Origin of the sequence: Streptomyces sp. NBC_00250 (genome assembly GCF_036192275.1) — a bacterium.
Taxonomy (GTDB): Bacteria; Actinomycetota; Actinomycetes; order Streptomycetales; family Streptomycetaceae; genus Streptomyces.
The window spans coordinates 5,632,739-5,656,519 of the sequence record NZ_CP108088.1 but is presented as its reverse complement, the minus strand read 5'-3'; the positions used below and the strand labels follow the sequence as shown (position 1 = coordinate 5,656,519).

Annotated in this window: 17 protein-coding genes and 2 rRNA genes; 9 read left to right on the top strand and 10 right to left on the bottom strand. The window is 69.2% G+C overall.

Annotated elements, in window-relative coordinates:
- The first annotated feature begins 76 nt into the window (after nt 1–76).
- Nucleotides 77–538, top strand: coding sequence for an Rv3235 family protein (locus OG259_RS25675; protein WP_328944406.1), 462 nt, complete (start codon nt 77–79; stop codon nt 536–538).
- Between the two features lie 57 nt (nt 539–595).
- On the opposite strand, the gene secA is transcribed toward OG259_RS25675, so the two are convergent.
- Nucleotides 596–3,406 (bottom strand): preprotein translocase subunit SecA, encoded by a 2,811-nt coding sequence (gene secA / locus OG259_RS25670; RefSeq protein ID WP_328944405.1) that lies wholly within the window; start codon nt 3,404–3,406, stop codon nt 596–598.
- Between the two features lie 239 nt (nt 3,407–3,645).
- On the opposite strand from secA, the gene OG259_RS25665 reads away from it, so the two are divergent.
- Nucleotides 3,646–4,236 (top strand): GNAT family N-acetyltransferase, encoded by a 591-nt coding sequence (locus tag OG259_RS25665; protein ID WP_328944404.1) that lies wholly within the window; start codon nt 3,646–3,648, stop codon nt 4,234–4,236.
- 74 nt (nt 4,237–4,310) lie between these two features.
- Nucleotides 4,311–5,474 carry a winged helix-turn-helix domain-containing protein gene (locus OG259_RS25660; protein ID WP_266892478.1) on the top strand — a complete coding sequence of 388 codons (1,164 nt, stop codon included), beginning with the start codon at nt 4,311–4,313 and terminating at the stop codon, nt 5,472–5,474.
- A 51-nt stretch (nt 5,475–5,525) separates the two neighbouring features.
- Here the strand turns inward: OG259_RS25660 and OG259_RS25655 are convergent, their stop codons facing one another.
- The 6 genes from OG259_RS25655 to mtrA form a co-directional block, all read right to left on the bottom strand.
- A complete protein-coding gene (locus OG259_RS25655; RefSeq protein ID WP_328944403.1) occupies nt 5,526–6,278 on the bottom strand; it encodes a response regulator transcription factor in 753 nt (250 codons plus the stop codon).
- A 209-nt stretch (nt 6,279–6,487) separates the two neighbouring features.
- On the bottom strand, nt 6,488–7,168 hold the full coding sequence (gene hpf / locus OG259_RS25650; RefSeq protein ID WP_055603779.1) for a ribosome hibernation-promoting factor, HPF/YfiA family: 681 nt from the start codon (nt 7,166–7,168) through the stop codon (nt 6,488–6,490).
- Between the two features lie 295 nt (nt 7,169–7,463).
- Nucleotides 7,464–8,285, bottom strand: a complete 822-nt coding sequence (locus OG259_RS25645) for a ComF family protein (RefSeq protein WP_328944402.1) — start codon at nt 8,283–8,285, stop codon at nt 7,464–7,466.
- A 153-nt stretch (nt 8,286–8,438) separates the two neighbouring features.
- A complete protein-coding gene (locus tag OG259_RS25640; protein ID WP_328947174.1) occupies nt 8,439–10,244 on the bottom strand; it encodes an LpqB family beta-propeller domain-containing protein in 1,806 nt (601 codons plus the stop codon).
- A 118-nt stretch (nt 10,245–10,362) separates the two neighbouring features.
- Nucleotides 10,363–12,384, bottom strand: coding sequence for an MtrAB system histidine kinase MtrB (gene mtrB, locus OG259_RS25635; protein ID WP_328944401.1), 2,022 nt, complete (start codon nt 12,382–12,384; stop codon nt 10,363–10,365).
- A 1-nt stretch (nt 12,385) separates the two neighbouring features.
- Complete coding sequence (gene mtrA / locus OG259_RS25630; RefSeq protein WP_010356958.1) at nt 12,386–13,063, bottom strand: two-component system response regulator MtrA; 678 nt, start codon at nt 13,061–13,063, stop codon at nt 12,386–12,388.
- Between the two features lie 343 nt (nt 13,064–13,406).
- Here mtrA and OG259_RS25625 point away from each other — a divergent pair, with 343 nt between their 5' ends.
- From OG259_RS25625 to OG259_RS25600, 6 genes are all read left to right on the top strand, one after another.
- Nucleotides 13,407–13,997 (top strand): TIGR04222 domain-containing membrane protein, encoded by a 591-nt coding sequence (locus OG259_RS25625; RefSeq protein WP_328944400.1) that lies wholly within the window; start codon nt 13,407–13,409, stop codon nt 13,995–13,997.
- A 217-nt stretch (nt 13,998–14,214) separates the two neighbouring features.
- Nucleotides 14,215–15,435 carry a DUF7544 domain-containing protein gene (locus OG259_RS25620; protein ID WP_328944399.1) on the top strand — a complete coding sequence of 407 codons (1,221 nt, stop codon included), beginning with the start codon at nt 14,215–14,217 and terminating at the stop codon, nt 15,433–15,435.
- A gap of 4 nt (nt 15,436–15,439) precedes the next feature.
- The gene (locus OG259_RS25615) at nt 15,440–16,132 is read left to right on the top strand and encodes a DUF4129 domain-containing protein (protein WP_328944398.1); all 693 of its coding nucleotides are present in this window, start codon (nt 15,440–15,442) and stop codon (nt 16,130–16,132) included.
- Nucleotides 16,129–17,325, top strand: a complete 1,197-nt coding sequence (locus OG259_RS25610; protein ID WP_328944397.1) for a DUF4350 domain-containing protein — start codon at nt 16,129–16,131, stop codon at nt 17,323–17,325. The genes OG259_RS25615 and OG259_RS25610 overlap by 4 nt, the downstream gene beginning before the upstream one ends.
- Complete coding sequence (locus OG259_RS25605; protein ID WP_328944396.1) at nt 17,322–18,305, top strand: AAA family ATPase; 984 nt, start codon at nt 17,322–17,324, stop codon at nt 18,303–18,305. Before OG259_RS25610 ends, OG259_RS25605 begins: the two co-directional genes overlap by 4 nt.
- Before the next feature lie 12 nt (nt 18,306–18,317).
- The gene (locus OG259_RS25600; protein ID WP_328944395.1) at nt 18,318–19,628 is read left to right on the top strand and encodes a DUF58 domain-containing protein; all 1,311 of its coding nucleotides are present in this window, start codon (nt 18,318–18,320) and stop codon (nt 19,626–19,628) included.
- Between the two features lie 72 nt (nt 19,629–19,700).
- Here OG259_RS25600 and OG259_RS25595 read toward each other — a convergent pair whose 3' ends face one another.
- The 3 genes from OG259_RS25595 to OG259_RS25585 form a co-directional block, all read right to left on the bottom strand.
- Nucleotides 19,701–20,204: a hypothetical protein gene (locus OG259_RS25595; RefSeq protein WP_328944394.1), complete on the bottom strand. Its 504-nt coding sequence runs from the start codon at nt 20,202–20,204 to the stop codon at nt 19,701–19,703.
- A 194-nt stretch (nt 20,205–20,398) separates the two neighbouring features.
- A 5S ribosomal RNA gene (gene rrf / locus OG259_RS25590) occupies nt 20,399–20,515 on the bottom strand.
- Nucleotides 20,516–20,589: 74 nt separating this feature from the next.
- A 23S ribosomal RNA gene (locus OG259_RS25585) occupies nt 20,590–23,707 on the bottom strand.
- Nucleotides 23,708–23,781 lie beyond the last annotated feature (74 nt).

The window sequence follows — 23,781 nt, the reverse complement described above, 5'->3', positions numbered from 1 at the left end:
CCACCCGTACAAGATCCCCAACGGAAAGTTACTGACCGGTATCACTCGGTGACGCGACGACAGGGGCAGGCCCACCATGAGCACCACCACCCTCACCACCACCGGCACCCCACGCCCCCGCCGGGCCCCCGGCGGGCCCGCGGGCACCCGCCCCCGCGGCCCCGCGGGCACCCACCCCCGCACGAGCCGCCCGCGCGCCCTCCCGCCGCACACCGTCTTCGCCGAGCGGCTCCTCGCCGTGCTCAGCGGCGAACGCCCGGTCCACTGGATGCTGGGGCACACCGTCGGCGAGGCGTACGAGCAGCTCGTCCGGATCGCCCCGGAGACGCCCCTGCGCTCGCTCGGCCCCCGCCCGGTCCTGCGCCGCTGCTCGGTCCAGGTGGACGACGACCGGACCGCGGTGGAGGCCTTCGCCACGATCGCCACCGGCGCCCGCGTACGGGCCATGGCGTTCCGCCTGGAGCGCGGCGAGGACCAGCGCTGGCGCTGCGCCGCGGTGGAACTCGACGGCCTGGGCACGGCACCCCACCCCGCATGACGAAGGGGCCGGCCGCCCACCGGGCAACCGACCCCTCCGCTCAGCTCTCAGCCGGCGTCACTTCTTGCGACGACGCCCGCCACCCGCGTTCTTCTGCGCCTTGCGGCGCTCCGCCCGCGTCATCCCGTCACCCGAGTCGACGTCGTCCGAGGAGAAGTCACCCTCGACGACACCGCCGTCACCGTCCACGGTCGGCGCGGAGAAGTGCAGCCGGTCCGGCCGCTGCGGGGCGTCGAGCCCCTTGGCGCGGATCTCCGGACGACCGGCGCCGGCGGGCACCGCGTCCTCCTTGGCGAGCGACGGACTGCTCGCCTGCACCGGGACCTCCTCGACCTGCTGCTCCACCTGGACCTCCAGGTTGAACAGGTAGCCGACGGACTCCTCCTTGATGCCCTCCATCATGGCGGTGAACATGTCGAAGCCCTCGCGCTGGTACTCGACCAGCGGGTCCTTCTGCGCCATGGCGCGCAGGCCGATGCCCTCCTGGAGGTAGTCCATCTCGTAGAGGTGCTCGCGCCACTTGCGGTCCAGGACCGACAGGACCACGCGCCGCTCCAGCTCGCGCATGATCTCCGAGCCGAGCTGCTTCTCGCGCGTCTCGTACTGCTCGCGGCCGTCGTCCTTGATCGACTCGGCGATGAACTCGGCGGTGATGCCCGCTCGGTCACCGGCCGCGTCCTCCAGCTCCTCCACGGTGACCTTCACCGGGTAGAGCTGCTTGAACGCGTTCCACAGACGGTCGAGGTCCCACTCCTCCGCGAAGCCCTCGGCGGTCTCCTGGCGGATGTAGTCGTCGATCGTGTCGTCCATGAAGTGCTGGATCTGCTCGTGCAGGTCCTCGCCCTCCAGGACGCGGCGGCGCTCGCCGTAGATGACCTGGCGCTGCCGGTTGAGCACGTCGTCGTACTTCAGGACGTTCTTGCGCGTCTCGAAGTTCTGGGTCTCGACCTGCGACTGGGCGGAGGCGATCGCCCGGGTGACCATCTTGTTCTCGATCGGCACGTCGTCCGGCACGTTGGCCATGGCCATCACGCGCTCGACCATCTGCGCCTTGAACAGGCGCATCAGGTCGTCACCGAGCGAGAGGTAGAAGCGGGACTCGCCCGGGTCGCCCTGACGGCCGGAACGACCGCGCAGCTGGTTGTCGATACGGCGGGACTCGTGGCGCTCGGTACCGAGGACGTACAGCCCGCCGAGCTCCTTGACCTCCTCGAACTCCGCCTTCACGGCCTTCGCGGCGCGCTCCAGGGCGGCGGGGAGGGCCGCGGCCCACTCCTCGACGTGGTCGACCGGGTCCAGACCCGCCTGGCGCAGCTCGGCCTCGGCGAGGTCGTCCGGGTTGCCGCCGAGCTTGATGTCCGTACCGCGACCGGCCATGTTCGTGGCGACGGTGACGGCGCCGCGGCGGCCGGCCTGGGCGACGATGCTGGCCTCGCGGTCGTGGTGCTTGGCGTTGAGGACCTCGTGCTGCACACCGCGCTTGGAGAGCTGCTGCGAGAGGTACTCGGACTTCTCGACGGAGGTCGTGCCGACGAGGATCGGCTGACCCTTCTCGTGCTTCTCCGCGATGTCGTCGACGACGGCGGCGAACTTGGCGACCTCGGTCCGGTAGATCAGGTCGGACTGGTCCTTGCGGATCATCGGCCTGTTCGTGGGGATCGGGACGACGCCCAGCTTGTAGATCTGGTGGAACTCGGCGGCCTCGGTCATGGCCGTACCGGTCATGCCGGAGAGCTTCGAGTACAGCAGGAAGAAGTTCTGCAGGGTGATGGTGGCGAGGGTCTGGTTCTCGTCCTTGATCGCCACCCCTTCCTTCGCCTCGATCGCCTGGTGCATGCCCTCGTTGTAGCGGCGGCCGGCGAGGATACGGCCGGTGTGCTCGTCGACGATCATGACTTCGCCGTCCATGACGACGTAGTCCTTGTCCTTCTTGAACAGTTCCTTCGCCTTGATGGCGTTGTTCAAGTAGCCCACGAGCGGGGTGTTCACCGACTCGTAGAGGTTGTCGATGCCGAGCCAGTCCTCGACCTTGGCGACACCGGCCTCGTGGATGGCGACGGTGCGCTTCTTCTCGTCGACCTCGTAGTCGCCGGTCTCCTCGATGCCCTTGAGCTGGTTGCCGGGCTCGCCCTTGGAAAGACGGGTGACGAGCTTGGCGAAGTCGCCGTACCACTTCGTCGCCTGGTCGGCCGGGCCGGAGATGATCAGCGGCGTACGGGCCTCGTCGACGAGGATGGAGTCGACCTCGTCGACACAGGCGAAGTTGTGGCCGCGCTGGACGAGCTCATCCTGGGACCACGCCATGTTGTCGCGCAGGTAGTCGAAGCCGAACTCGTTGTTCGTGCCGTAGGTGATGTCGCAGTTGTACTGCTCACGGCGCTGGGCCGGCGTCATGTTGGCGAGGATGCAGCCGATGGTCAGACCCAGGAAGCGGTGGACCCGGCCCATGAGCTCGGAGTCACGCTCGGCCAGGTAGTCGTTGACCGTGATCAGGTGCACGCCCTTGCCGGAGAGCGCGTTGAGGTACGCCGGGAGGGTACCGACGAGGGTCTTGCCCTCACCGGTCTTCATCTCGGCGACGTAACCGAGGTGGAGCGCGGCTCCACCCATCAGCTGGACGTCGTAGTGGCGCTGACCGAGAACACGCTTGGCGGCCTCGCGCACCGTCGCGAAGGCCTCGGGCATCAGGTCGTCGAGGCTCTCGCCGTCGGCGTACCGCTGCTTGTACTCATCGGTGAGCGCCCGCAACTCGGCGTCGGAGAGGTTGACGAAGTCCTCTTCGATGGAGTTGACCTGGTCCGCGATGCGGTGCAGTTTGCGCAGGATCTTTCCTTCGCCTGCACGCATGAGCTTGTTGAAGACGGACACTGAGGCTGGTCTCCTTGCCGGTCGGGCCTGGCACTGGGTCTTGTCATGGACGCGAGCGCGGGCACGGCAGGTGGTCCCCACCGCAACGGCCATCGTAAGCGAGACCGCCCTCGCGAAGGGAGGCCCACAGTGCCGGAGCCGTACGTCCGCCCGGAAAGAGAACGCACGAGGTGGGCGGAAGGTGCCGCCCCACCCGAAAAGTGTTCGCATCCGGTCGGGCTGCTCACCAGAATCCACACATGGAGCCGATCACCCTCACCACCGACCGACTGCGGCTGCGGAACTTCGTTCCCGAGGACGCCGACGCGGTGTACGCCATCTGTCAGGACCCGGACATCCGGCGCTGGACCGTCGTCCCCGACCCCTACACGCGCCAGGACGCCGAGTTCTTCCTGAACCGGCTCGTGCCCGACGGCTGGCGTGAGGACACCGAGTACACCTTCGCCGTCGAACCGCTGGCCGGCGGACCGCTGCTCGCCGCCGTCACCCTGAGCAGCCGCGGCATGGGCGTCTGGGAGGTCGGCTACTGGCTGGCCGGCGAGCACCGCGGCAGCGGATACATGACGGAGACCGTCCGGGCCGTCGCCCACTGGGCCTTCACCGGGCTCGGCTGCACCCGCCTGGTCTGGCGCGCCGAGATCGGCCACGTCGCCTCGCGCGCGGTGGCCGAGCGGGTCGGCTTCGTCATGGAGGGCGCCCAGCGTGCCGCCCTGACCAACAAGGGCACGCTCCGGGACGGCTGGATCGCCGCCCTGCTCCCCTCCGACTTCGGCCTCCCGAGCCCCCTGCCGTACCTCCCGGCCCGCGAGGAACCCGCCTCCAGGCCGTAGCGGTGTCCTGCCGGTCAAGGCCCTGACCTGGCACGCGAGATCGGCTGTCAGTGCCGGGGCCTAGGGTGCGGTCCATGACGACTGTGCCGCGCGCCGCCGCCGAACTGTCCGCCGACGAAGCCCGCCGGATCGCGTTGCGAGCCCAGGGCTTCCTGGGTGCGCCCGACCGCCGCGCCGGGGTGCGCGGGGTGCTGCGCGGGCTCGGCCAGGTCCAGCTCGACACGATCTCCGTCCTGGCCCGCTCGCACGAGTTGATTCCGTACGCGCGGCTGGGCGCCGTGGGCCGTACGACGGTCGAGGACGCCTACTGGACCGGCTCCCACGCCTTCGAGTACTGGTCGCACGCGGCCTGCGTGCTGCCCGTCGAGGAGTGGCCGCACTTCGCCTTCCGCAGGCGCGCCTACCGCGACCGCCCGCACTGGGGCCACGAGCTGTCGGCGGGGGCGTACGACAAGGTGATCGACCAGCTGCGGGCCGAGGGGCCGCGGACGGCGACCGAGCTGGGCGGCGCGAAGAACAAGGGCGAGTGGTGGGACTGGTCGGACGCCAAGATCGCCGTCGAGCGGGCGCTGATGTACGGCGAGGTGGTCGTGGTCGAGCGGCGCGGCTGGAAGCGGGTGTACGACCTGGCGGAGCGGGCGATCCCGCAGGCCCTGCTCCACGACGACCTCGACGACACCGAGTGCGTGCGACGCCTTGTCCGGCAGGCGGGCGAGGCGCTGGGCGTGGGCACGCGCGCGGACATCGCCGACTACCACCGGCTCAAGGGCGAGCAGTTCGACGCGGTGGTCGAGGCCGCGGGCCTCGTGCCGGTCACGGTGGCGGGCTGGGGGAAGCCCGCCTGGGCGGACCCGGCGGCGCTGGCCTCGGAGCCGCGCGGCCGACACCGTACGACCCTGCTGTCGCCGTTCGACTCGCTGATCTGGGAGCGGGCCCGCACGGAGCGGATCTTCGGCTTCACGCACCGTCTGGAGGCGTACGTGCCGAAGCAGAAGCGGATCCACGGCTACTTCGCGATGCCGGTCCTCGCCGGCGGCCGTCTGGTCGGCCGGGTCGACCCGGCACGGGAGGGCGGCACGCTCGTCGCCCGTCAGGTCACGCTCGACGGCCCGAAGGCCGTACCGGCGGTGGCACGGGCGCTGCGCGAGGCCGCCGAATGGGTCGGCTGCGACGCGGTGAAGGTGGAGCGGGTGGACGCCCCGGAGCTGGCGAAGGACCTGGTCGCGGCCCTGGGCTAGGTCATGGCCGGGCGCCGCGGCCCGCGCGGGACTTCCCCGGACACGGCCCGGCTACCGGATCTCCAGGATCTTCTCCCGCATCGCGTAGACGACGGCCTCCATCCGGGAGTGCAGCTGAAGCTTCTCCAGGATGTTCCGGACGTGGTTCTTCACGGTGTTCTCGGAGATGAACAGTTCCTTGGCGATGTCCCGGTTGTTCATGCCGGTCGCGACCAGCTTGAGGACCTCCAGCTCACGGTCGGTCAGCCGGGGCGCGGGCACGAGTCTGCGCTCGTCGGTGCGCTGGATCATCGACTTGAACTCGGTGAGGAGCTTGGACGCCATCGAGGGGCTGATCTGCGACTGCCCGTCCGCGACCGCGCGGATGGCCGTCGCGACCTCGTCGGTGGAGATCTCCTTGAGGAGGTAGCCGGTGGCCCCCGCCTTGATCGCGTCGTAGAGGTCGGCCTCCTCGTCGCTGATCGTCAGCATGATGATCTTCGCGCTGGGGGCCACCTCCTTGATGGAGGTGCACGCCTCGATGCCGCCGCGCCGGGGCATCCGTACGTCCATCAGGACGATGTCCGGCAGCAGATCGGCTGCCTTGTCGACGGCCTCCGCCCCGTCCCCGGCCTCCCCGACGACCTGGATGTCCTCCTCCTGCGCGAGGACGATCTCCAGTCCGCGACGGAAGAGGGCGTGGTCGTCCACGACGAGGACCCGGATCGGCTCCTTGCGGAATGTGTCGCTGTCCGAATCCGATCCCTCCGGGGCCGCGCTACCGTGCTCACGCCCGCTGAGCACCGGTCCGAAGCTGTCCGCCATCGTTCCTCCCCCTGAAGGCCGTGGCCTGAATTCGTTTCCGGTCCTCCAACCGCTACTCAGGGAGCACCGGTTGGCGTGCACGCCATGCTTTCATGCTCCGGCGGCAACGGGGTGATCCGCAGGCGCACGGGGGTGCCCCTGGGGGCGCGAAGAGCGCTCCAGGGGCACCGTGAGAGGCAATTGGGGTGTGGGGGGGCGCGAAGCGGCGGTCAGCCGCCGAGCGCACCGCCGGCGCCGCCACCCTCGGCGAGCGGGTCGCTCTCCACGTGGATGACGCCGTAGTCGTACGCGTGCCGGCGGTAGACGACACTCGGCTGCTTCGTGTCGGAGTCGACGAAGAGGTAGAAGTCGTGTCCGACCAGCTCCATCTCGTAGAGAGCCTGGTCGAGCGTCATCGGTGCGGCCCGGTGGGTCTTCTCGCGGACCACCAGCGGGCCCTCGCCCTGGACTTCGATCGAGCCCATCATCGTGGTGGGCACCTTGTCGGACTCGTCGGCGACGAGCTGGCCGTCTCCGTTGAGCTGGGCGGCGCCGGGCACCACGTCCCCGACCTCCGCCGCCGAAAGCCTGCCGTTTCCACGGCGGGTGTACCGCTTGTCGTGCTGCTTGCGCAGTCGTGCCTCGAGCTTGTCACTGGCGAGGTCGAGCGCCGCGTACGGGTCGGCCGCAGCGGCTTCCGCCCGGATCACCGGGCCTCGGGAGTGGAGGGTGATCTCCACGCGGTCCGACCTGTCGGCCTGCCGCGGGTTGTGTTCCTTGGACACCTCGACGTCGAGGCTGATCACCTTGCCGTCGAGCTTCTGGATCTTCTCCAGCTTCAGCTTCTCGGCCACGTGCTTGCGGAACCGCTCGGGCACCTCGGTCTTGCGGCCCTTGACGACGATGTCCACGCAGAACTCCGTTCCCGGATCGCCCTGGTCGGCTCTCTCGGCCGCCGGGCATCTCCCTTTGCACCAGACTCCGGTGGTTACCGGAGCTCGGACTTGGCGACTTTCACCTCCTCCTCCCCAGTCGACAAGATCCCCACCCCATCGACAAGAGGTTAATTCGCCCTGAACTCCTGTCCTGTAGGCGCAACCATGTATTCGGTGAGGCGATGGCTTTCACCATTCCTCACAACCGAACATAGCCCCTTCGGACGGGTGTCGGCACCCGCTACCGCGACATAGCTCCGTTCGAGTGCTTTCACCTCTCACCACCTGCAACGATCCAAGTTCCTGGCGAGTTCCGGTTTATTTCGAACGAAGCGGGAGAGGATGCGATCACAGCCGCTACCCGCTGTTCGAATCCGTGCTGCGCCGAACCGTCCGGTAAACCTGCCGGTAACCCGTGCGGTATTCCAGGAATGAACGGAAGGTGTACGGCTCCGAGGGCGCGCGCCGCCTCCGCCAGCGAGGCTCCCGTGGTCATCAGATCGTCGACGAGCACCACCCTTCCCGCCCCGAGAAGCCGCCCGCCGCCGGGCACGACCTCCAGCGCGCCGGTGAGGTTGGCGAGCCGTCCACGGGCTCCGAGACCCGCCTGGTCCGCCACGTACCGCCGCTGCCGCAGCACGGGCACGACCCGCGCCGGCCGTCCCGCGCTCCGCAGCCGGGCCGCCGCGGCCAGTGCGACACGGCGCGTCGGATCGTGGCCACGCGCCCGCACGGAGCGCCGTGAGGACGGCACCGGTACGAGGAGCAGCGGTCGCGCCCCGGGGCCCTCGGTGACCCCGGCAGCGGTCTCCACGGCGGCGGCGAGCGCGCCGCCCAGGGGCCGGGCGAGGGTGAGCGCCCCGCGTTCCTTGTGGGCGATGAGGAGTTCGCGTACGGCATCGGCGTACGGCGCGACGGCATGGACGACGGGCAGCCCCGCCGGCTCGGGCGACGGCCGCACCCTGCGCGGCCCCTCCCCCGCCCCGGTCAGGGCGTCCTCGCACGACGGACACAGCTCCGTGCGCGGCCGGCCGCAGCCTCCGCAGGCGACCGGCAGCACCAGCCCGGCGATCTCGCGCCACCACCCCCGCATGGCTCCACTGTGCGCCTTCCCGAGCACCCCGGCCACCCCTGTGGAAAACCCACGGGTGCCCCCGGAGTACGTCAGGTGCGCCCCGCCGCGCCCGCCGCGGAGGTCACGCGGCGGGGTGCCGGGGTCGGCCACCCCGACCGGTGGTGGGAATCGCTACCCCGGATAGACCGGCGAGGTCCCGGTCTTGACCATCGGCTGCCAGTTCGTGCCCGGCGCGAGGCGCACGATGCCGTCGTTGCCCGAGTCGGCGACCACCGGCACGGAGTCGTCGTGCGGCGCGGCCACCGAGGTGACCCCGTTCAGACCGGGGAGCACCGAACTCGCCGAGGTCGAACCGTCCGTCTGGAGGTAGCGGATCTGCTGGACGCCGCCCGCCTCCTTGCCGACGACGACCAGCCGGCTCGGCCCGGCCCAGGAGACGGCCGTCACCGACTCCATCCGGGGCGCGGCGGGCTGGAGGTCGTCCACGGAGACGACCGGTTCGTCGCCCGACGTCTGCCGCTGGATCCGGCCGATCTGCAGGGTCGTGTCCCCGCCCCGGGTGACCACGAGGGCGATCCGGACCCCGTCGGCGGAGACCCGCAGCGATTCGATCCTGACGTCGTCCGCCGGCCACGGTGTCCGCACCTTGACGGGGTCGCCGGTGCCGTCGGGCACCATCCACAACTGGGGCGCGGCGGGGTCGCGGTCGGCGATCCACAGGTCGCCCCGGCCGTCCCAGCTGGGCGCGGACAGCCGCTCGGTGGGCTTGGCGGCCTTGCTGCGCAGGATCGCCGGCGCCGCTTCCTGCTCGGTGGTGATGGAGGAGACGTACAGCTCGCGGCCGCCCTCCCCGACCCCGGCGGCGCGGGTCTCGCCCCGGTCGACGGCGACCGACTGGAGCCGCGTGGTGCCCTTGCCGAGCGGGCCGGGCACCTCGGTGGGCGCGTTCGCCTCCTTGCCCCCGACGTCCAGCATCATCAGCTTGTGGTGCTCGTCGACGAAGTACGGGTTCTCGTCCCGGTCCGTGTTCCGGACCGCGGCGAACTCCGCCGCCTGCCCCTTGCCGAGCCTGCACAGCGGGCCCTTCGACCCCTGGAGCTCCACCTGCTCGACGCGTACGGAGGTCAGGTCGCCCAGCGTGAACAGCAGTTGCGCCGCCATCCGACGGCACGGCTCGCCGCCCACCAGGTCCGCCTTGGCGTTGAGCGGCACCTTGAGCGTGGACTGGTCGTCGGTGGTGAGTGTGGTGACGCCCTTCTTCAGCTCCGTACCGGAGGGGAAGCTGGAGTCGACGGCCGGCTTCAGCCAGTCCGTGGGGCCTTCGAGGAGCGCCCTGACCGTCTGCGTCACCGGGTCCATCCGGGTGACGGGGTCCTGGCGCTGCCGGATGTAGACCGGGTCGGCGACGACCCAGTCCTCTCTGGAGGCGAAGTAGTACTTGTTGACCGACCGGTAGTTGCGCAGGAAGTCGGCCTCGCCGAGCACCAGGCCGGGCGGCAGGCTGTCGATACGCCACTCCCTGCCCTTGCCGTTGGCGGTGGGCTGCTGCACGACGTGGATCGACTGCAGGTACTTGGCGGGGCTGATCGGCTGGTACGCGTGACGGTCGTCCACGGTCGCGATCTTGCGCCCGGAGAGCGGATAGGCGCGGCCCTGGTTGTCGGGGTCGGCGTTGCGGTCGGCCTGGTCGCGGTCGGGCGCGGTGGTGAGCACGGTGATGCTCTGCTCGGGCTTCCAGGTCTGCGCGGCGTGCTTGGTCAGGTACTTGCGGGCGGTGGCGAAGCCGGGGTCGTCACTGGTCATGGCTTCGAGGAAGCCGTCGACGATCTCGTCCGGGTTCGCGTTCTCCCGGGGTGCGACGGCGTAGACCCGCACCTGCGAGTCGCCCTGGTTGGCGCCCCCGACCGGCTGGACGTCCCCGTTGTCGGGCATCGTCGCGCACCCGGTCACCAGGAGCCCGCCGCACGCGGCGATCATCACCGCGCGGGCGCTCCTCCCCTGCCCCGGGCGGAATCCCTGATCCGGGTGCCCCACTCGGAAGCCCCACACTCCGTGCCTCATTCGGAAGCCCCGCCCCGCGTGCCCCTTTCGGGAGTCAGCGCCCACGTGTCCCGTCCTCCCGCTCCGCGTTCCCGTGTGCATCTGCCGTCGCCGGACCCGCCGCCCCGCCGCCGTCGTTGTCCGTCGCCGCGCGCGCCACGACCCGGGAGCCGCTGCCGGGCAGGGCGGTCGGGTCGACGGTCGCCCGCGTCGGCGCGGGCAGCCTCGGCGGTACGGGGAGCTGGGTCCGGTCTCCGGCGGGCTGCGCCGGCACCGCGGTGAGGCGGGCACTGTCCTGGGCGCGCCCGGCGGCCGCCTGCTCGCGGTTGCGCCGTGAGTCCTCGGGCTCCAGGGGTATCGGGGAGCCCCGCAGCGGCTCGTCCGCGGTACGCGGCAGGGTGAGCCGGAACTGCGAACCTCCGCCGGGCTCGCCCCAGGCCTGGAGCCAGCCGCCGTGCAGCCGGGCGTCCTCCACCGCGATCGACAGGCCGAGGCCGGTGCCGCCGGTGGTGCGCGCGCGGGCCGGGTCGGCGCGCCAGAAGCGGTTGAAGACCCGGGTCGCCTCGCCCGGCTTGAGTCCGACGCCGTAGTCGCGTACGGCGACGGCGACGGCTCCACCGGCGGCGGCCAGCTTCACCACCACGTCCTTGCCCTCGCCGTGTTCGACGGCGTTGACGACGAGGTTGCGCAGGACCCGCTCGACCCGGCGGGCGTCCGCCTCGGCCACCACGGGCTGCTTGTCGCCGACGACCACGATCCGGGTGCCCTTGCGTTCGGCGAGGGGTTCGGCGCCGCCGATGACCCGGCGCACGACCTGGCGCAGGTCTATCGGCTCGGCCTCCAGGGCCGCGGCTCCCGCGTCGAAGCGGCTGATCTCCAGGAGGTCGGAGAGCAGCGACTCGAAGCGGTCGAGCTGGTCCCCGAGGAGTTCGGCGGAACGGGCGGTGATCGGGTCGAAGTCGACCCGCGCCTCGTGGATCACGTCGGCGGCCATCCGGACCGTGGTGAGCGGGGTGCGCAGTTCGTGCGAGACGTCCGAGACGAACCGTCGCTGCATCCGCGACAGCTCCTCCAGCTGCTGGATCTTGAGCTGGAGGTTCTGGGCCATCTTGTTGAAGGCCTCGCCGAGCCGGGCGATGTCGTCCTCGCCGGTGACCTTCATCCGTTCCTGGAGGCGGCCGGCCGAGAGCCGTTCGGCGATCCCGGCGGCCATCCGTACGGGTGTGACGACCTGGCGCACCATGAGCCAGGCGATGGCGCCGAGCAGCACCACGACGAACAGTCCGGCGGTCGCGAGGGTGCCCTTGACCAGGGTGAGGGAGTCCTCCTCCTGGGTCAGCGGGAAGAGGTAGTACAGCTCGTACTGGGTGCCCTCGGCGTCGTTGAGCCGCTTGCCGATCACCAGACCGGCCTCGGACGCCTTGCCGCTGGTGTAGTGGATGCGGGTGAACTTCTGGAAGGTGTCCGTGCCCTGGGCCACCGAGTGCCGTAGTTGGGCGGGGATGCTGGTGGTCGGGTCGACCTCGCCGGAGGCCCGGGCGCCGCGACTCGCGGCCTCACCCGTGTCGAGGGAGAGCGCGACCACGTTGAAGGCGCTCTGGCCACCGCTGGCGAGCTGCTCGACGAGCGTGGAGCGCCAGTTCACGGAGGCACCCGCGCGCCCGCCGTCCTGCTGGCCGGGTGCCGAGGGGGTCGTCGCCGCCCGGTCCTGGGCAGCCGAGAATCCACCGGCGGCCTGGCTCTGTGCGGCCCTCTCCTTGGCGTCGAGCAGTCCGTTGCGGACCTGGCCGATCACGACCAGGCCGAGCAACAGCACCACTCCCAGGGACATCAGCAGGGTGCCCGCGACGATCCGCAGCTGGATGTTCCGCCGCCACAGCCGCACGGCGGGCAGCAGCGGCCGGCGCACCCAGCGTGCGAAGAGCCGGAGGACCGGTCCACCCGGCGCCCCGTCCCTGAACAGCCTTCCACCGCGCGGCGGGCGGCCGGAACGCGAGCCCCCCCGCCCCGGTCCGGCAGCCCGCCCCGTACGGACTCCCGGGTCCCCGGGCTTCGGAGCAGTACTGCCTGTGCTCATGTCAGCTCGGTCCCGCCTTGTACCCGACACCACGGACGGTCACCACGATCTCCGGGCGCTCCGGGTCCTTCTCGACCTTCGAGCGCAGCCGCTGGACGTGCACGTTCACCAGCCGGGTGTCGGCCGCGTGCCGGTAGCCCCAGACCTGCTCCAGGAGCACTTCGCGGGTGAACACCTGCCACGGCTTGCGCGCCAGCGCGACGAGCAGGTCGAACTCCAGCGGGGTCAGGGCGATGGACTGCCCGTCCCGCTTCACGGAGTGCCCCGCCACGTCGATGACCAGGTCACCGATGGTGAGCTGCTCGGGAGCCGGCTCCTCGGACCGCCGCAGGCGTGCCCGGATACGGGCCACGAGCTCCTTCGGCTTGAACGGCTTGACGATGTAGTCGTCGGCCCCGGACTCCAGACCCACGACCACGTCGACCGTGTCGCTCTTGGCCGTGAGCATGACGATCGGCACACCCGACTCGGCCCTGATCAGGCGGCACACCTCGATGCCGTCCCTTCCGGGGAGCATCAGGTCGAGCAGCACCAGGTCAGGCTTGGCCTCCCGGAATGCGGCAAGCGCCTTGTCACCGTCCGCGACGAACGACGGCTCGAACCCTTCTCCCCGCAGCACGATGCCGAGCATCTCGGCCAGTGCGGTGTCGTCGTCGACGACAAGAACGCGTCCCTTCATATCGACATCATCCCATTTCCGTATCAGTCTCAAGGCGGCTGGTGAGATACCTCACTGACCTGCGGTGACGTCCTGGATCGGCTACTGATGACCGTCCGTGTCCGTGGGTGTCGATGTCAGTCATGGCTGTCACCCCCGTGGCCCCCGTGGCCGCCCCGAACCGTACCGCGTGCCGCCCGGCCCGGCCCATGCATCGCACTCGACCGCGCGATCCCGCCACATCCCGCTCCCCCCAACGGCCGTCAAAGCTCAGAAGAACCTCTGAACACGGCCGATACCCGAGCCGGAACTCCCCCGCCGAGAAACCATGCGCGCGAAGGCGCGTCCGGAGAGGGGAGGCGGTATGGCAACGACGTACCACCGCACACCAGCGGAGAACATCGGCGAGGCACTGGACCTGTACGACTACGCCTACCTCGCCGGCGGCGAGCGCCGGGTCGTGGAGACAGCGATCGTCTCGCTCACCGAGCGCGGGATGCTGACCATGCGGGCCGCTCGCCTGCGCAGCGTCGGCGACGAACGTCCCCGGCATCCGGTCGAACGCGCGGTCGTCGCCGCCTGCCCACGGAGCAAGCGCGTCCAGGAGGTCACCGAGGCCCTCAGGCACTCCCCCGAGGTGGACGAACTCGCCCGCCGACTCGTCTCCCTCGGCCTTGTCCGCGGCCGACGCCGACGGACCACCCGATCGGGGCGGCGCCGACTCGCGACCGCGGCATCCGCGGGAGGCCTCCCCGCGTACGCCCGTGAAGGCCCCGCAGCGCTCGACCCGGGCCCCGTCCGATACGGACTGCTCAGCACCCGCACCGTCCCCGACGGCCTCGGGCGCACGCTGCTCCGCATGGCCAGGGCCCTCGACGACGGCCCCGCCCACACCACGGACAGCGGTCCGGACGGCAGCGTCGGCTTCGGGTGCGGAGCCGGTGGTGGGGACTGATTCGACCGTGGTGATGATCGGGTATCCGCACGGTCCCGCCAGCCGCTCGCACACCGAAGGTCCGGACAAAGGTACGAAGGACAAGGCCGCTCCCGCCCACGGGCGGGCCCCGCGTGGCACGATGGCACCCGGCCCGCCGCCGTGTCAGGTGTCGGCCGCCGTGACCGAGCCGGTTCGCCGATCCGGCACCGCGACCATTCCTCCGAGGTGGACGACCGTGAACGACACTCCGGGCTGGACCTCGCCCGGATCCGCCCCCTCCGACGACCAGGACGGCTCCGGGGTCCCCCGGCCCGCCGCTCCGGCCGACGCGAACGGCTCCGCCCCTCAGTGGTCCAAGGACCAGCCGCCCGCCGGCCAGTGGTCCCCGCCGACCGGCCAGACTCCGCCCCCGGCACCCGGCCAGGGCCCGGGCTGGGGCGCTCCTCCCCCGAACGTCCACTGGGGCAGGCCGCCGGCCGCGAAGCCCGGTGTGATCCCGCTGCGCCCGCTGGGCATGGGCGAGATCCTCGACGGCGCGGTGAAGACCCTCCGCACCTACTGGCGCACCGTCCTCGCGATCACCGTCACGGTCGCGGTGATCTCCCAGATCGCCGACATCCTGGCCCAGCGGTATCTCGTCCCCGACGTTCCCGCCACGAGCCCGGACGCCACCCCCGCCGAGGCACTCGAACAGTCCCTCGAAGCGGCCCAGGCGTCCCTTGTCGGCCTGGGACCGGCCTTGCTCGTGACCCTGATGGCGTCCCTGGTCAGCGCGGCCCTGCTGACCGTCGTCATCAGCCGCGCCGTGCTCGGCCGCCCGGTCTCGCTGGGCGCCGCCTGGCAGGAGGCCCGGCCCAGGCTCCTCCAGCTCATCGGCCTGACCCTGCTGCTCGCGGCGCTGAGCGCCGGCATCGTCATGGTCGGTCTGCTCCCGGGTCTCCTGATCGGCGGCCCGGCAGGCGTGGCCCTGACCCTCCTCGGCGGACTCGGTGCCGTGGCGGCGGCCATCTGGCTGATGATCCGCTTCAGCCTCGCCTCCCCCGCCCTGATGCTGGAGCGCGGTGGCGTGATCCCCTCGCTGAAGCGCTCGGCGAAGCTGGTGCAGGGCTCGTGGTGGCGGATCTTCGGCATCACCCTCCTCACCCAGCTGCTGATCTTCATCTTCGCCATGATCATCGCGATCCCGTTCACCATCATCGGCATCGCGGTCGACGGCGACGGCTTCTCCGGCATGCTCTCCGGTTCGTCCACCACCTTCGGTTGGCCGTTCCTCATCATCACGGGCATCGGCGGCGTGATCACCAGCGCGATCACCTACCCGATCTCGGCCGGCGTCACGGTCCTCCTGTACGTGGACCAGCGCATCCGCCGTGAAGCCCTGGACCTCGAACTGGCACGGGCCGCGGGTCTCCCCGGCTACGGCCCCACACCGGGCGACCAGACCGTCGGGGGCTGATGCCGTGACGGTCACGGGGGGAACGACCACGGCTCCGGCGCGGCTCCGCGCCGACGGCGACATCCCGGTGGACATCTCCCGCGTCCCCGCCCGCGAGGCGGCGGAACGGGAGCTGTCCGAGCCGAGGTACCACGAGAACGACCCGAACCTGCTCCAGCGCGGCCTCGACCGCTTCTGGGAGTGGCTCGGCGACCTCTTCGGCGCCGCGTCCGGCGCCACCCCCGGAGGCGTGATCGGCCTCGTCGTGGTCGCCCTGCTCGTGATCGCCGTGGTCGCCGCCCTCTGGTGGCGCCTCGGCACCCCCCGCCGGACACCCGGCACCACCGGCGACTCCCTCTTCGCGGACGGCCCCCGCACTGCCGGCGAACACCGCGCGGCCGCCGCCCGGCACGCCTCGGCCGGCCGCTGGAACCAGGCCGTCCAGGAACGCACCCGGGCCATCGTCCGCTCCCTCGAAGAACGCGCCCTGCTCGACCCCCGCCCCGGCCGCACCGCGGACGAGGCCGCCGCCGAGGCAAGCCGCTCCCTGCCCTCCCACGCCGACGACCTGCGCCTCGCCGTCCGCGTCTTCGACGACGTCACATACGGCGGCCGCACCGCCGACGAGCCCGCGTACCGCCGCATCGAGGAACTGGACACCGCCCTGGAGCGCACCCGTCCCACCCTCGACACCGCCCCCACGGGGACGCCCGCATGAGCCGCCCGGTCACCAGCACCACGTCGACCGCCCCCTCCGCCCGTCAGGTCTGGACCCGAACCCGCGGCGCCGCCCTCGTCCTCGCCCTCGTCCTCATCGGAGGCCTCGTCCTCGCGACGGTCCGGTCCACCGAGGCCCACGGCGCCCTCGACCCCCGCTCCGCCGACCCGACCGGGAGCCGGGCCGTCGCCGAACTCCTCAAGGCCCGTGGCGTCACGCTCACCCTCGCCACCACCCTCGACGAAGCCACGGCCGCGACCGACACCGGCTCGACCCTCCTGGTCACCACACCCGACCTGTTGACGGGGGCTCAGCAGTCCACTCTCCGCCGGACCATGACGGACTCCGTCGGCCGAACGGTCCTCCTCGGCGCCGGACCGTCCTCCCTCCCCACCCTGACCCCAGGGGTCACCAGCGCCACCAGCACCCCCGTGGAGAACCGCGACCCCTCCTGCACCCTGTCGGCCGCCACCCGCGCCGGCAGCGTCGACCTCGGCGGCGAGCGCTACGCCACCGCCCCGGGCACCTCCGCGGACTCCTGCTACCCCTCCGACGGCCTGCCGTCCCTGCTCCGCCTCCCCGGCCCGAACAGCACCGACACGGTGCTCCTCGGCTCGCCCGACATCCTCTACAACAACCGTCTCGACCAGCAGGGCAACGCCTCGCTCGCCCTGCAACTCCTCGGCTCCCGGCCCCATCTCGTCTGGTACCTCCCCTCCCTGACCGATGCCTCCGCCGACGCCTCCGACGACGACACGACGGGCGACTTCCTCGCCCTGATCCCCTCCGGCTGGCTCTGGGGCACGCTCCAGCTCGCGATCGCGGCCGTGCTCGCCGCCATCTGGCGCGGCCGCCGCCTCGGCCCCCTGGTCACCGAGCGCCTCCCCGTCGCCCTTCGCGCCTCCGAGGCCACCGAGGGCCGCGCCCGCCTCTACCGCAAGGCGAACGCCCGCGACCGCGCCGCCTCGGTGCTGCGCACCGCGACCCGCACCCGGATCGCCCCGCTGCTCGGCGTCCCCGTCCAGGACGCCCACTCCTCCGATCGCCTCCTCCCCGCACTCTCGGCCCGTCTCCCCGAAACCACCGCGGACCCCACGAACCTCCTCTTCGGCCCAACTCCCGCCGACGACGCCACTCTCATCCGCCTGGCGGACCAACTCGACGCCCTCGAAAGAGAGGTACGCACCTCATGAGCGCCCCGACCCCCGAGACCGCTACGAACTCGGACAGCGCCCGCGCCTCCCTGGAGGCCCTGCGCACCGAGATCGCGAAGGCCGTGGTCGGCCAGGACCCCGCCGTCACCGGTCTCGTCGTCGCCCTGCTCTGCCGGGGGCACGTCCTCCTCGAAGGCGTCCCCGGCGTCGCGAAGACCCTGCTGGTCCGCGCGCTCGCCTCCGCACTCGAACTCGACACCAAGCGCGTCCAGTTCACCCCCGACCTGATGCCGAGTGATGTCACCGGCTCCCTGGTCTATGACACCCGGACCTCCGAGTTCTCCTTCCAGCCCGGCCCGGTCTTCACCAATCTCCTGCTGGCCGACGAGATCAACCGCACGCCCCCGAAGACCCAGTCCTCCCTCCTGGAGGCGATGGAGGAGCACCAGGTCACGGTCGACGGCACCCCCCGCGCCCTGCCCGAGCCGTTCCTTGTCGCCGCGACCCAGAACCCCGTCGAGTACGAGGGCACCTACCCCCTCCCCGAGGCCCAACTGGACCGGTTCCTACTGAAGCTGACGGTCCCTCTGCCCTCCCGCACGGACGAGATCCAGGTCCTCACCCGTCACGCCGAGGGCTTCGATCCCCGCGACCTGAAGGCCGCCGGAGTCCGCCCCGTGGCGGGCCCCGCCGAACTCGAAGCCGCTCGGGCCGCCGTCGCCAAGGTCTCGGTCTCCGCCGAGATCGCCGGCTATGTCGTCGATATCTGTCGTGCGACGCGTGAATCCCCCTCACTCACGCTCGGGGTCTCCCCCCGAGGCGCCACCGCCCTGCTCTCCACCGCCCGCGCCTGGGCCTGGCTCACCGGCCGGGACTACGTCACCCCGGACGATGTGAAGGCCCTCGCTCTCCCCACCCTGCGTCATCGCATCCACCTGCGGCCCGAGGCCGAGATGGAGGGAGTCACCCCCGACTCCGTCATCAACTCGATCCTCGCCCACGTCCCCGTACCCCGCTGAGAACGGCGCCCCATGGCCCTCACCGGACGAACCGCGCTGATCGCCGCCCTCGGATCGCTCCCCGTCGGCATCCTCGCCCCCAGCTGGACGGGGATGCTCGCGGTGAACGTGCCCCTCTCCCTCGCAATTCTGTGCGACTACGCCTTGGCCGCGCCAGTACGAACGCTCCAATTCACCCGAAGTGGTGATACATCCGTTCGACTCGGTGACGCGGCAGACGTCCAGCTCACGGTCACCAACCCGTCCCGCCGCCGCCTCCGCGCCCAGCTCCGCGACGCCTGGCCGCCCAGCAGCTGGGTCCCCGGCACCGAACAGGCTTCCTCACGCCAGCGCCTGACCGTCCCCGCCGGAGAGCGCCGCCGCCTGACCACAAGCCTGCGCCCGACCCGCCGCGGCGACCGCCGCGCCGAGCGGATCACCGTCCGCTCGTACGGCCCCCTCGGCCTCGCGGCCCGCCAGGGCAACCACGAGGTCCCTTGGACCATCCGGGTCCTGCCCCCGTTCACCAGCCGCAAGCACCTTCCGTCCCGCCTGGCCCGGCTCCGTGAACTCGACGGCCGCACCAGCGTGCTGACCCGCGGTGAGGGAACGGAGTTCGACAGCCTCCGCGAGTACGTCCCCGGCGACGACACCCGCTCCATCGACTGGCGTGCCACCGCCCGCCAGACCACGGTCGCCGTCCGCACCTGGCGCCCCGAACGCGACCGCCACATCCTCATCGTCCTGGACACCGGACGGACCTCGGCCGGACGCGTCGGCGACGTCCCCCGCCTGGACGCCTCCATGGACGCCGCTCTGCTCCTCACCGCGCTCGCCTCCCGCGCCGGTGACCGCGTGGACCTCCTCGCGTACGACCGGCGCCTCCGCGCCCAGGTCCAGGGCCGCTCCGCCGGCGACGTCCTTCCCGCCGTGGTCAGCGCCCTCGCCCCACTCGAACCCGAGCTGGTGGAGACCGACGCCCGCGGCTTGGCCGCGACGGCCCTCGCCCGCGCGCCCCGCCGCTCCCTGATCGTCCTTCTGACCAGCCTCGACGCCGCCCCGATCGAGGAGGGCCTCCTCCCGGTCCTGCCGCAGCTCACCCAGCGCCACACGGTCCTGATCGCCTCGGTCTCCGACCCCCACATCGCTCGCATGGCCGCGACCCGCGGCACGATCGAGGGCGTCTACGAGGCCGCGGCAGCCACTCAGACCGGGTCCCAGCGCTCCCGCACCGCAGAGCAGCTCCACCGCCACGGCGTGACCGTCGTCGACGCCACCCCCGACACGCTCGCCCCCGCGCTGGCCGACGCGTACCTCGCTCTCAAAGCAGCCGGCCGTCTGTAGCGCCCCGAGCACCGATGGCCGGCACGGCGAGCAGCACCGCACCGACCCATCGATCACGCAGGGCGCCCCGACTCAACGAAACACGACGGAGGCCTCCCCGGCCGCGGCACTGAAGGACCCCGGGCACAGGAACGAGCCCGAGACCTTGGTGGCCGTGAAGGGGGTGTTCACGTACTTCCTGGTGGCCCCGTCCCGGTTCCAGACGATGTTCGTCACCTTGTAGCGGCAGGAGACGAACGACTGCTTCCCGGTGAGGTCGATGACGTCCGTCGTCGCCGTACCGGCGGCGTCGTCAAAGGTGAAGGCCGGGTTGTTGTTGAGCGAGGCGGTGATGCCCCCGCCGCAGGTCAGGTTCCCGCCCGGCTTGTTGATCGTGGACCGGTCGACGGTGAGCGCGCTCGGCGGAGCCGCACTGGCATCGGCACCGGTCCAACTACAGGTGTTCCCAGAGACGACGATCACGCCGTCGACCTCCGCGCCGGCAGCGGTGCCGCTCGCATAGGCCGACGGAGGAACACCGATGCCGACCGCCATCACCAGCGCGGCCAAGCCAGTCAGGGTGGGGGTGAACTTCATGTCGCTCTCCTTGCCACAGCTTGTGGGTGGGGGAACCCGAGCCGCTCGACGGAGCCGCCCGGGTTCGGAGTGCGCCACGGAGCGTGTCACAACAGGCATGAGATGTCATGCACGCATCAATCTTTGGCTGAAAGTAGCTGAACGCAAAAATGCCTCAACCCCCGGACAAGGTCCGGGGGTTGAGGCTAAAAATTGTTCGGCGGCGTCCTACTCTCCCACAGGGTCCCCCCTGCAGTACCATCGGCGCTGAAAGGCTTAGCTTCCGGGTTCGGAATGTAACCGGGCGTTTCCCTAACGCTATGACCACCGAAACTCTATGAAGTTGACCAACCGGATATCGGCACGGTTCGTTACTTCAGAACTAACACAGTGGACGCGAGCAACTGAGGACAAGCCCTCGGCCTATTAGTACCGGTCAGCTCCACCCATTACTGGGCTTCCACATCCGGCCTATCAACCCAGTCGTCTACTGGGAGCCTTACCCTCTCAAGGAGGTGGGAATACTCATCTCGAAGCAGGCTTCCCGCTTAGATGCTTTCAGCGGTTATCCCTCCCGAACGTAGCCAACCAGCCATGCCCTTGGCAGGACAACTGGCACACCAGAGGTTCGTCCGTCCCGGTCCTCTCGTACTAGGGACAGCCCTTCTCAATATTCCTGCGCGCGCAGCGGATAGGGACCGAACTGTCTCACGACGTTCTAAACCCAGCTCGCGTACCGCTTTAATGGGCGAACAGCCCAACCCTTGGGACCGACTCCAGCCCCAGGATGCGACGAGCCGACATCGAGGTGCCAAACCATCCCGTCGATATGGACTCTTGGGGAAGATCAGCCTGTTATCCCCGGGGTACCTTTTATCCGTTGAGCGACGGCGCTTCCACAAGCCACCGCCGGATCACTAGTCCCGACTTTCGTCCCTGCTCGACCCGTCGGTCTCACAGTCAAGCTCCCTTGTGCACTTACACTCAACACCTGATTGCCAACCAGGCTGAGGGAACCTTTGGGCGCCTCCGTTACCCTTTGGGAGGCAACCGCCCCAGTTAAACTACCCATCAGACACTGTCCCTGATCCGGATCACGGACCGAGGTTAGACATCCAGCACGACCAGAGTGGTATTTCAACGGCGACTCCACCATGACTGGCGTCACGGCTTCAAAGTCTCCCACCTATCCTACACAAGCCGAACCGAACACCAATATCAAACTGTAGTAAAGGTCCCGGGGTCTTTCCGTCCTGCTGCGCGAAACGAGCATCTTTACTCGTAGTGCAATTTCACCGGGCCTATGGTTGAGACAGTCGAGAAGTCGTTACGCCATTCGTGCAGGTCGGAACTTACCCGACAAGGAATTTCGCTACCTTAGGATGGTTATAGTTACCACCGCCGTTTACTGGCGCTTAAGTTCTCAGCTTCGCCCTGTCGAAACAGAGCTAACCGGTCCCCTTAACGTTCCAGCACCGGGCAGGCGTCAGTCCGTATACATCGCCTTACGGCTTCGCACGGACCTGTGTTTTTAGTAAACAGTCGCTTCTCGCTGGTCTCTGCGGCCACCCCCAGCTCACGGAGTAAATCCGATCACCAGACGTGGCCCCCTTCTCCCGAAGTTACGGGGGCATTTTGCCGAGTTCCTTAACCATAGTTCACCCGAACGCCTCGGTATTCTCTACCTGACCACCTGAGTCGGTTTAGGGTACGGGCCGCCATGAAACTCGCTAGAGGCTTTTCTCGACAGCATAGGATCATCCACTTCACCACAATCGGCTCGGCATCAGGTCTCAGGCTATGTGCTGTCCGGATTTACCTGGACAACGCCCTACACCCTTACCCCGGGACTACCACCGCCCGGGTTGGACTACCTTCCTGCGTCACCCCATCGCTTACCTACTACCACCTTGGGTCAGCGGCTCCACCACTTTCCTTTCCCCGAAGGGTCCGGAACGGCTTCACGGCCTTAGCATTAATGGGCTCGATATTGGGCGTTTCAAAGCGGGTACCGGAATATCAACCGGTTGTCCATCGACTACGCCTGTCGGCCTCGCCTTAGGTCCCGACTTACCCTGGGCAGATCAGCTTGACCCAGGAACCCTTAGTCAATCGGCGCACACGTTTCTCACGTGTGTATCGCTACTCATGCCTGCATTCTCACTCGTGAACCGTCCACAACTCGCTTCCGCGGCTGCTTCACCCGGCACACGACGCTCCCCTACCCATCACAGCGGGCGTTGGCCCTATTGCTGCAATGACACGACTTCGGCGGTACGCTTGAGCCCCGCTACATTGTCGGCGCGGAATCACTTGACCAGTGAGCTATTACGCACTCTTTCAAGGGTGGCTGCTTCTAAGCCAACCTCCTGGTTGTCTCTGCGACTCCACATCCTTTCCCACTTAGCGTACGCTTAGGGGCCTTAGTCGATGCTCTGGGCTGTTTCCCTCTCGACCATGGAGCTTATCCCCCACAGTCTCACTGCCGTGCTCTCACTTACCGGCATTCGGAGTTTGGCTAAGGTCAGTAACCCGGTAGGGCCCATCGCCTATCCAGTGCTCTACCTCCGGCAAGAAACACACGACGCTGCACCTAAATGCATTTCGGGGAGAACCAGCTATCACGGAGTTTGATTGGCCTTTCACCCCTAACCACAGGTCATCCCCCAGGTTTTCAACCCTGGTGGGTTCGGTCCTCCACGAAGTCTTACCTCCGCTTCAACCTGCCCATGGCTAGATCACTCCGCTTCGGGTCTTGAGCGCGCTACTGAATCGCCCTATTCGGACTCGCTTTCGCTACGGCTTCCCCACACGGGTTAACCTCGCAACGCACCGCAAACTCGCAGGCTCATTCTTCAAAAGGCACGCAGTCACGAGATACAGCAAGCTGTATCCGACGCTCCCACGGCTTGTAGGCACACGGTTTCAGGTACTATTTCACTCCGCTCCCGCGGTACTTTTCACCATTCCCTCACGGTACTATCCGCTATCGGTCACCAGGGAATATTTAGGCTTAGCGGGTGGTCCCGCCAGATTCACACGGGATTTCTCGGGCCCCGTGCTACTTGGGTGTCTCTCAAACGAGCCGTTAATGTTTCAGCTACGGGGGTCTTACCCTCTACGCCGGACCTTTCGCATGTCCTTCGCCTACATCAACGGTTTCTGACTCGTCTCACAGCCGGCAGACTGTGAAAGAGAGATCCCACAACCCCGCATGCGCAACCCCTGCCGGGTATCACACGCATACGGTTTGGCCTCATCCGGTTTCGCTCGCCACTACTCCCGGAATCACGGTTGTTTTCTCTTCCTGAGGGTACTGAGATGTTTCACTTCCCCTCGTTCCCTCCACATGCCCTATGTGTTCAGGCATGGGTGACAGCCCATGACGACTGCCGGGTTTCCCCATTCGGAAACCCCCGGATCAAAGCCTGGTTGACGGCTCCCCGGGGACTATCGTGGCCTCCCACGTCCTTCATCGGTTCCTGGTGCCAAGGCATCCACCGTGCGCCCTTAAAAACTTGGCCACAGATGCTCGCGTCCACTGTGTAGTTCTCAAGCAACGACCAGCCACCCATCACCCCACCCGACAAGCAGATGA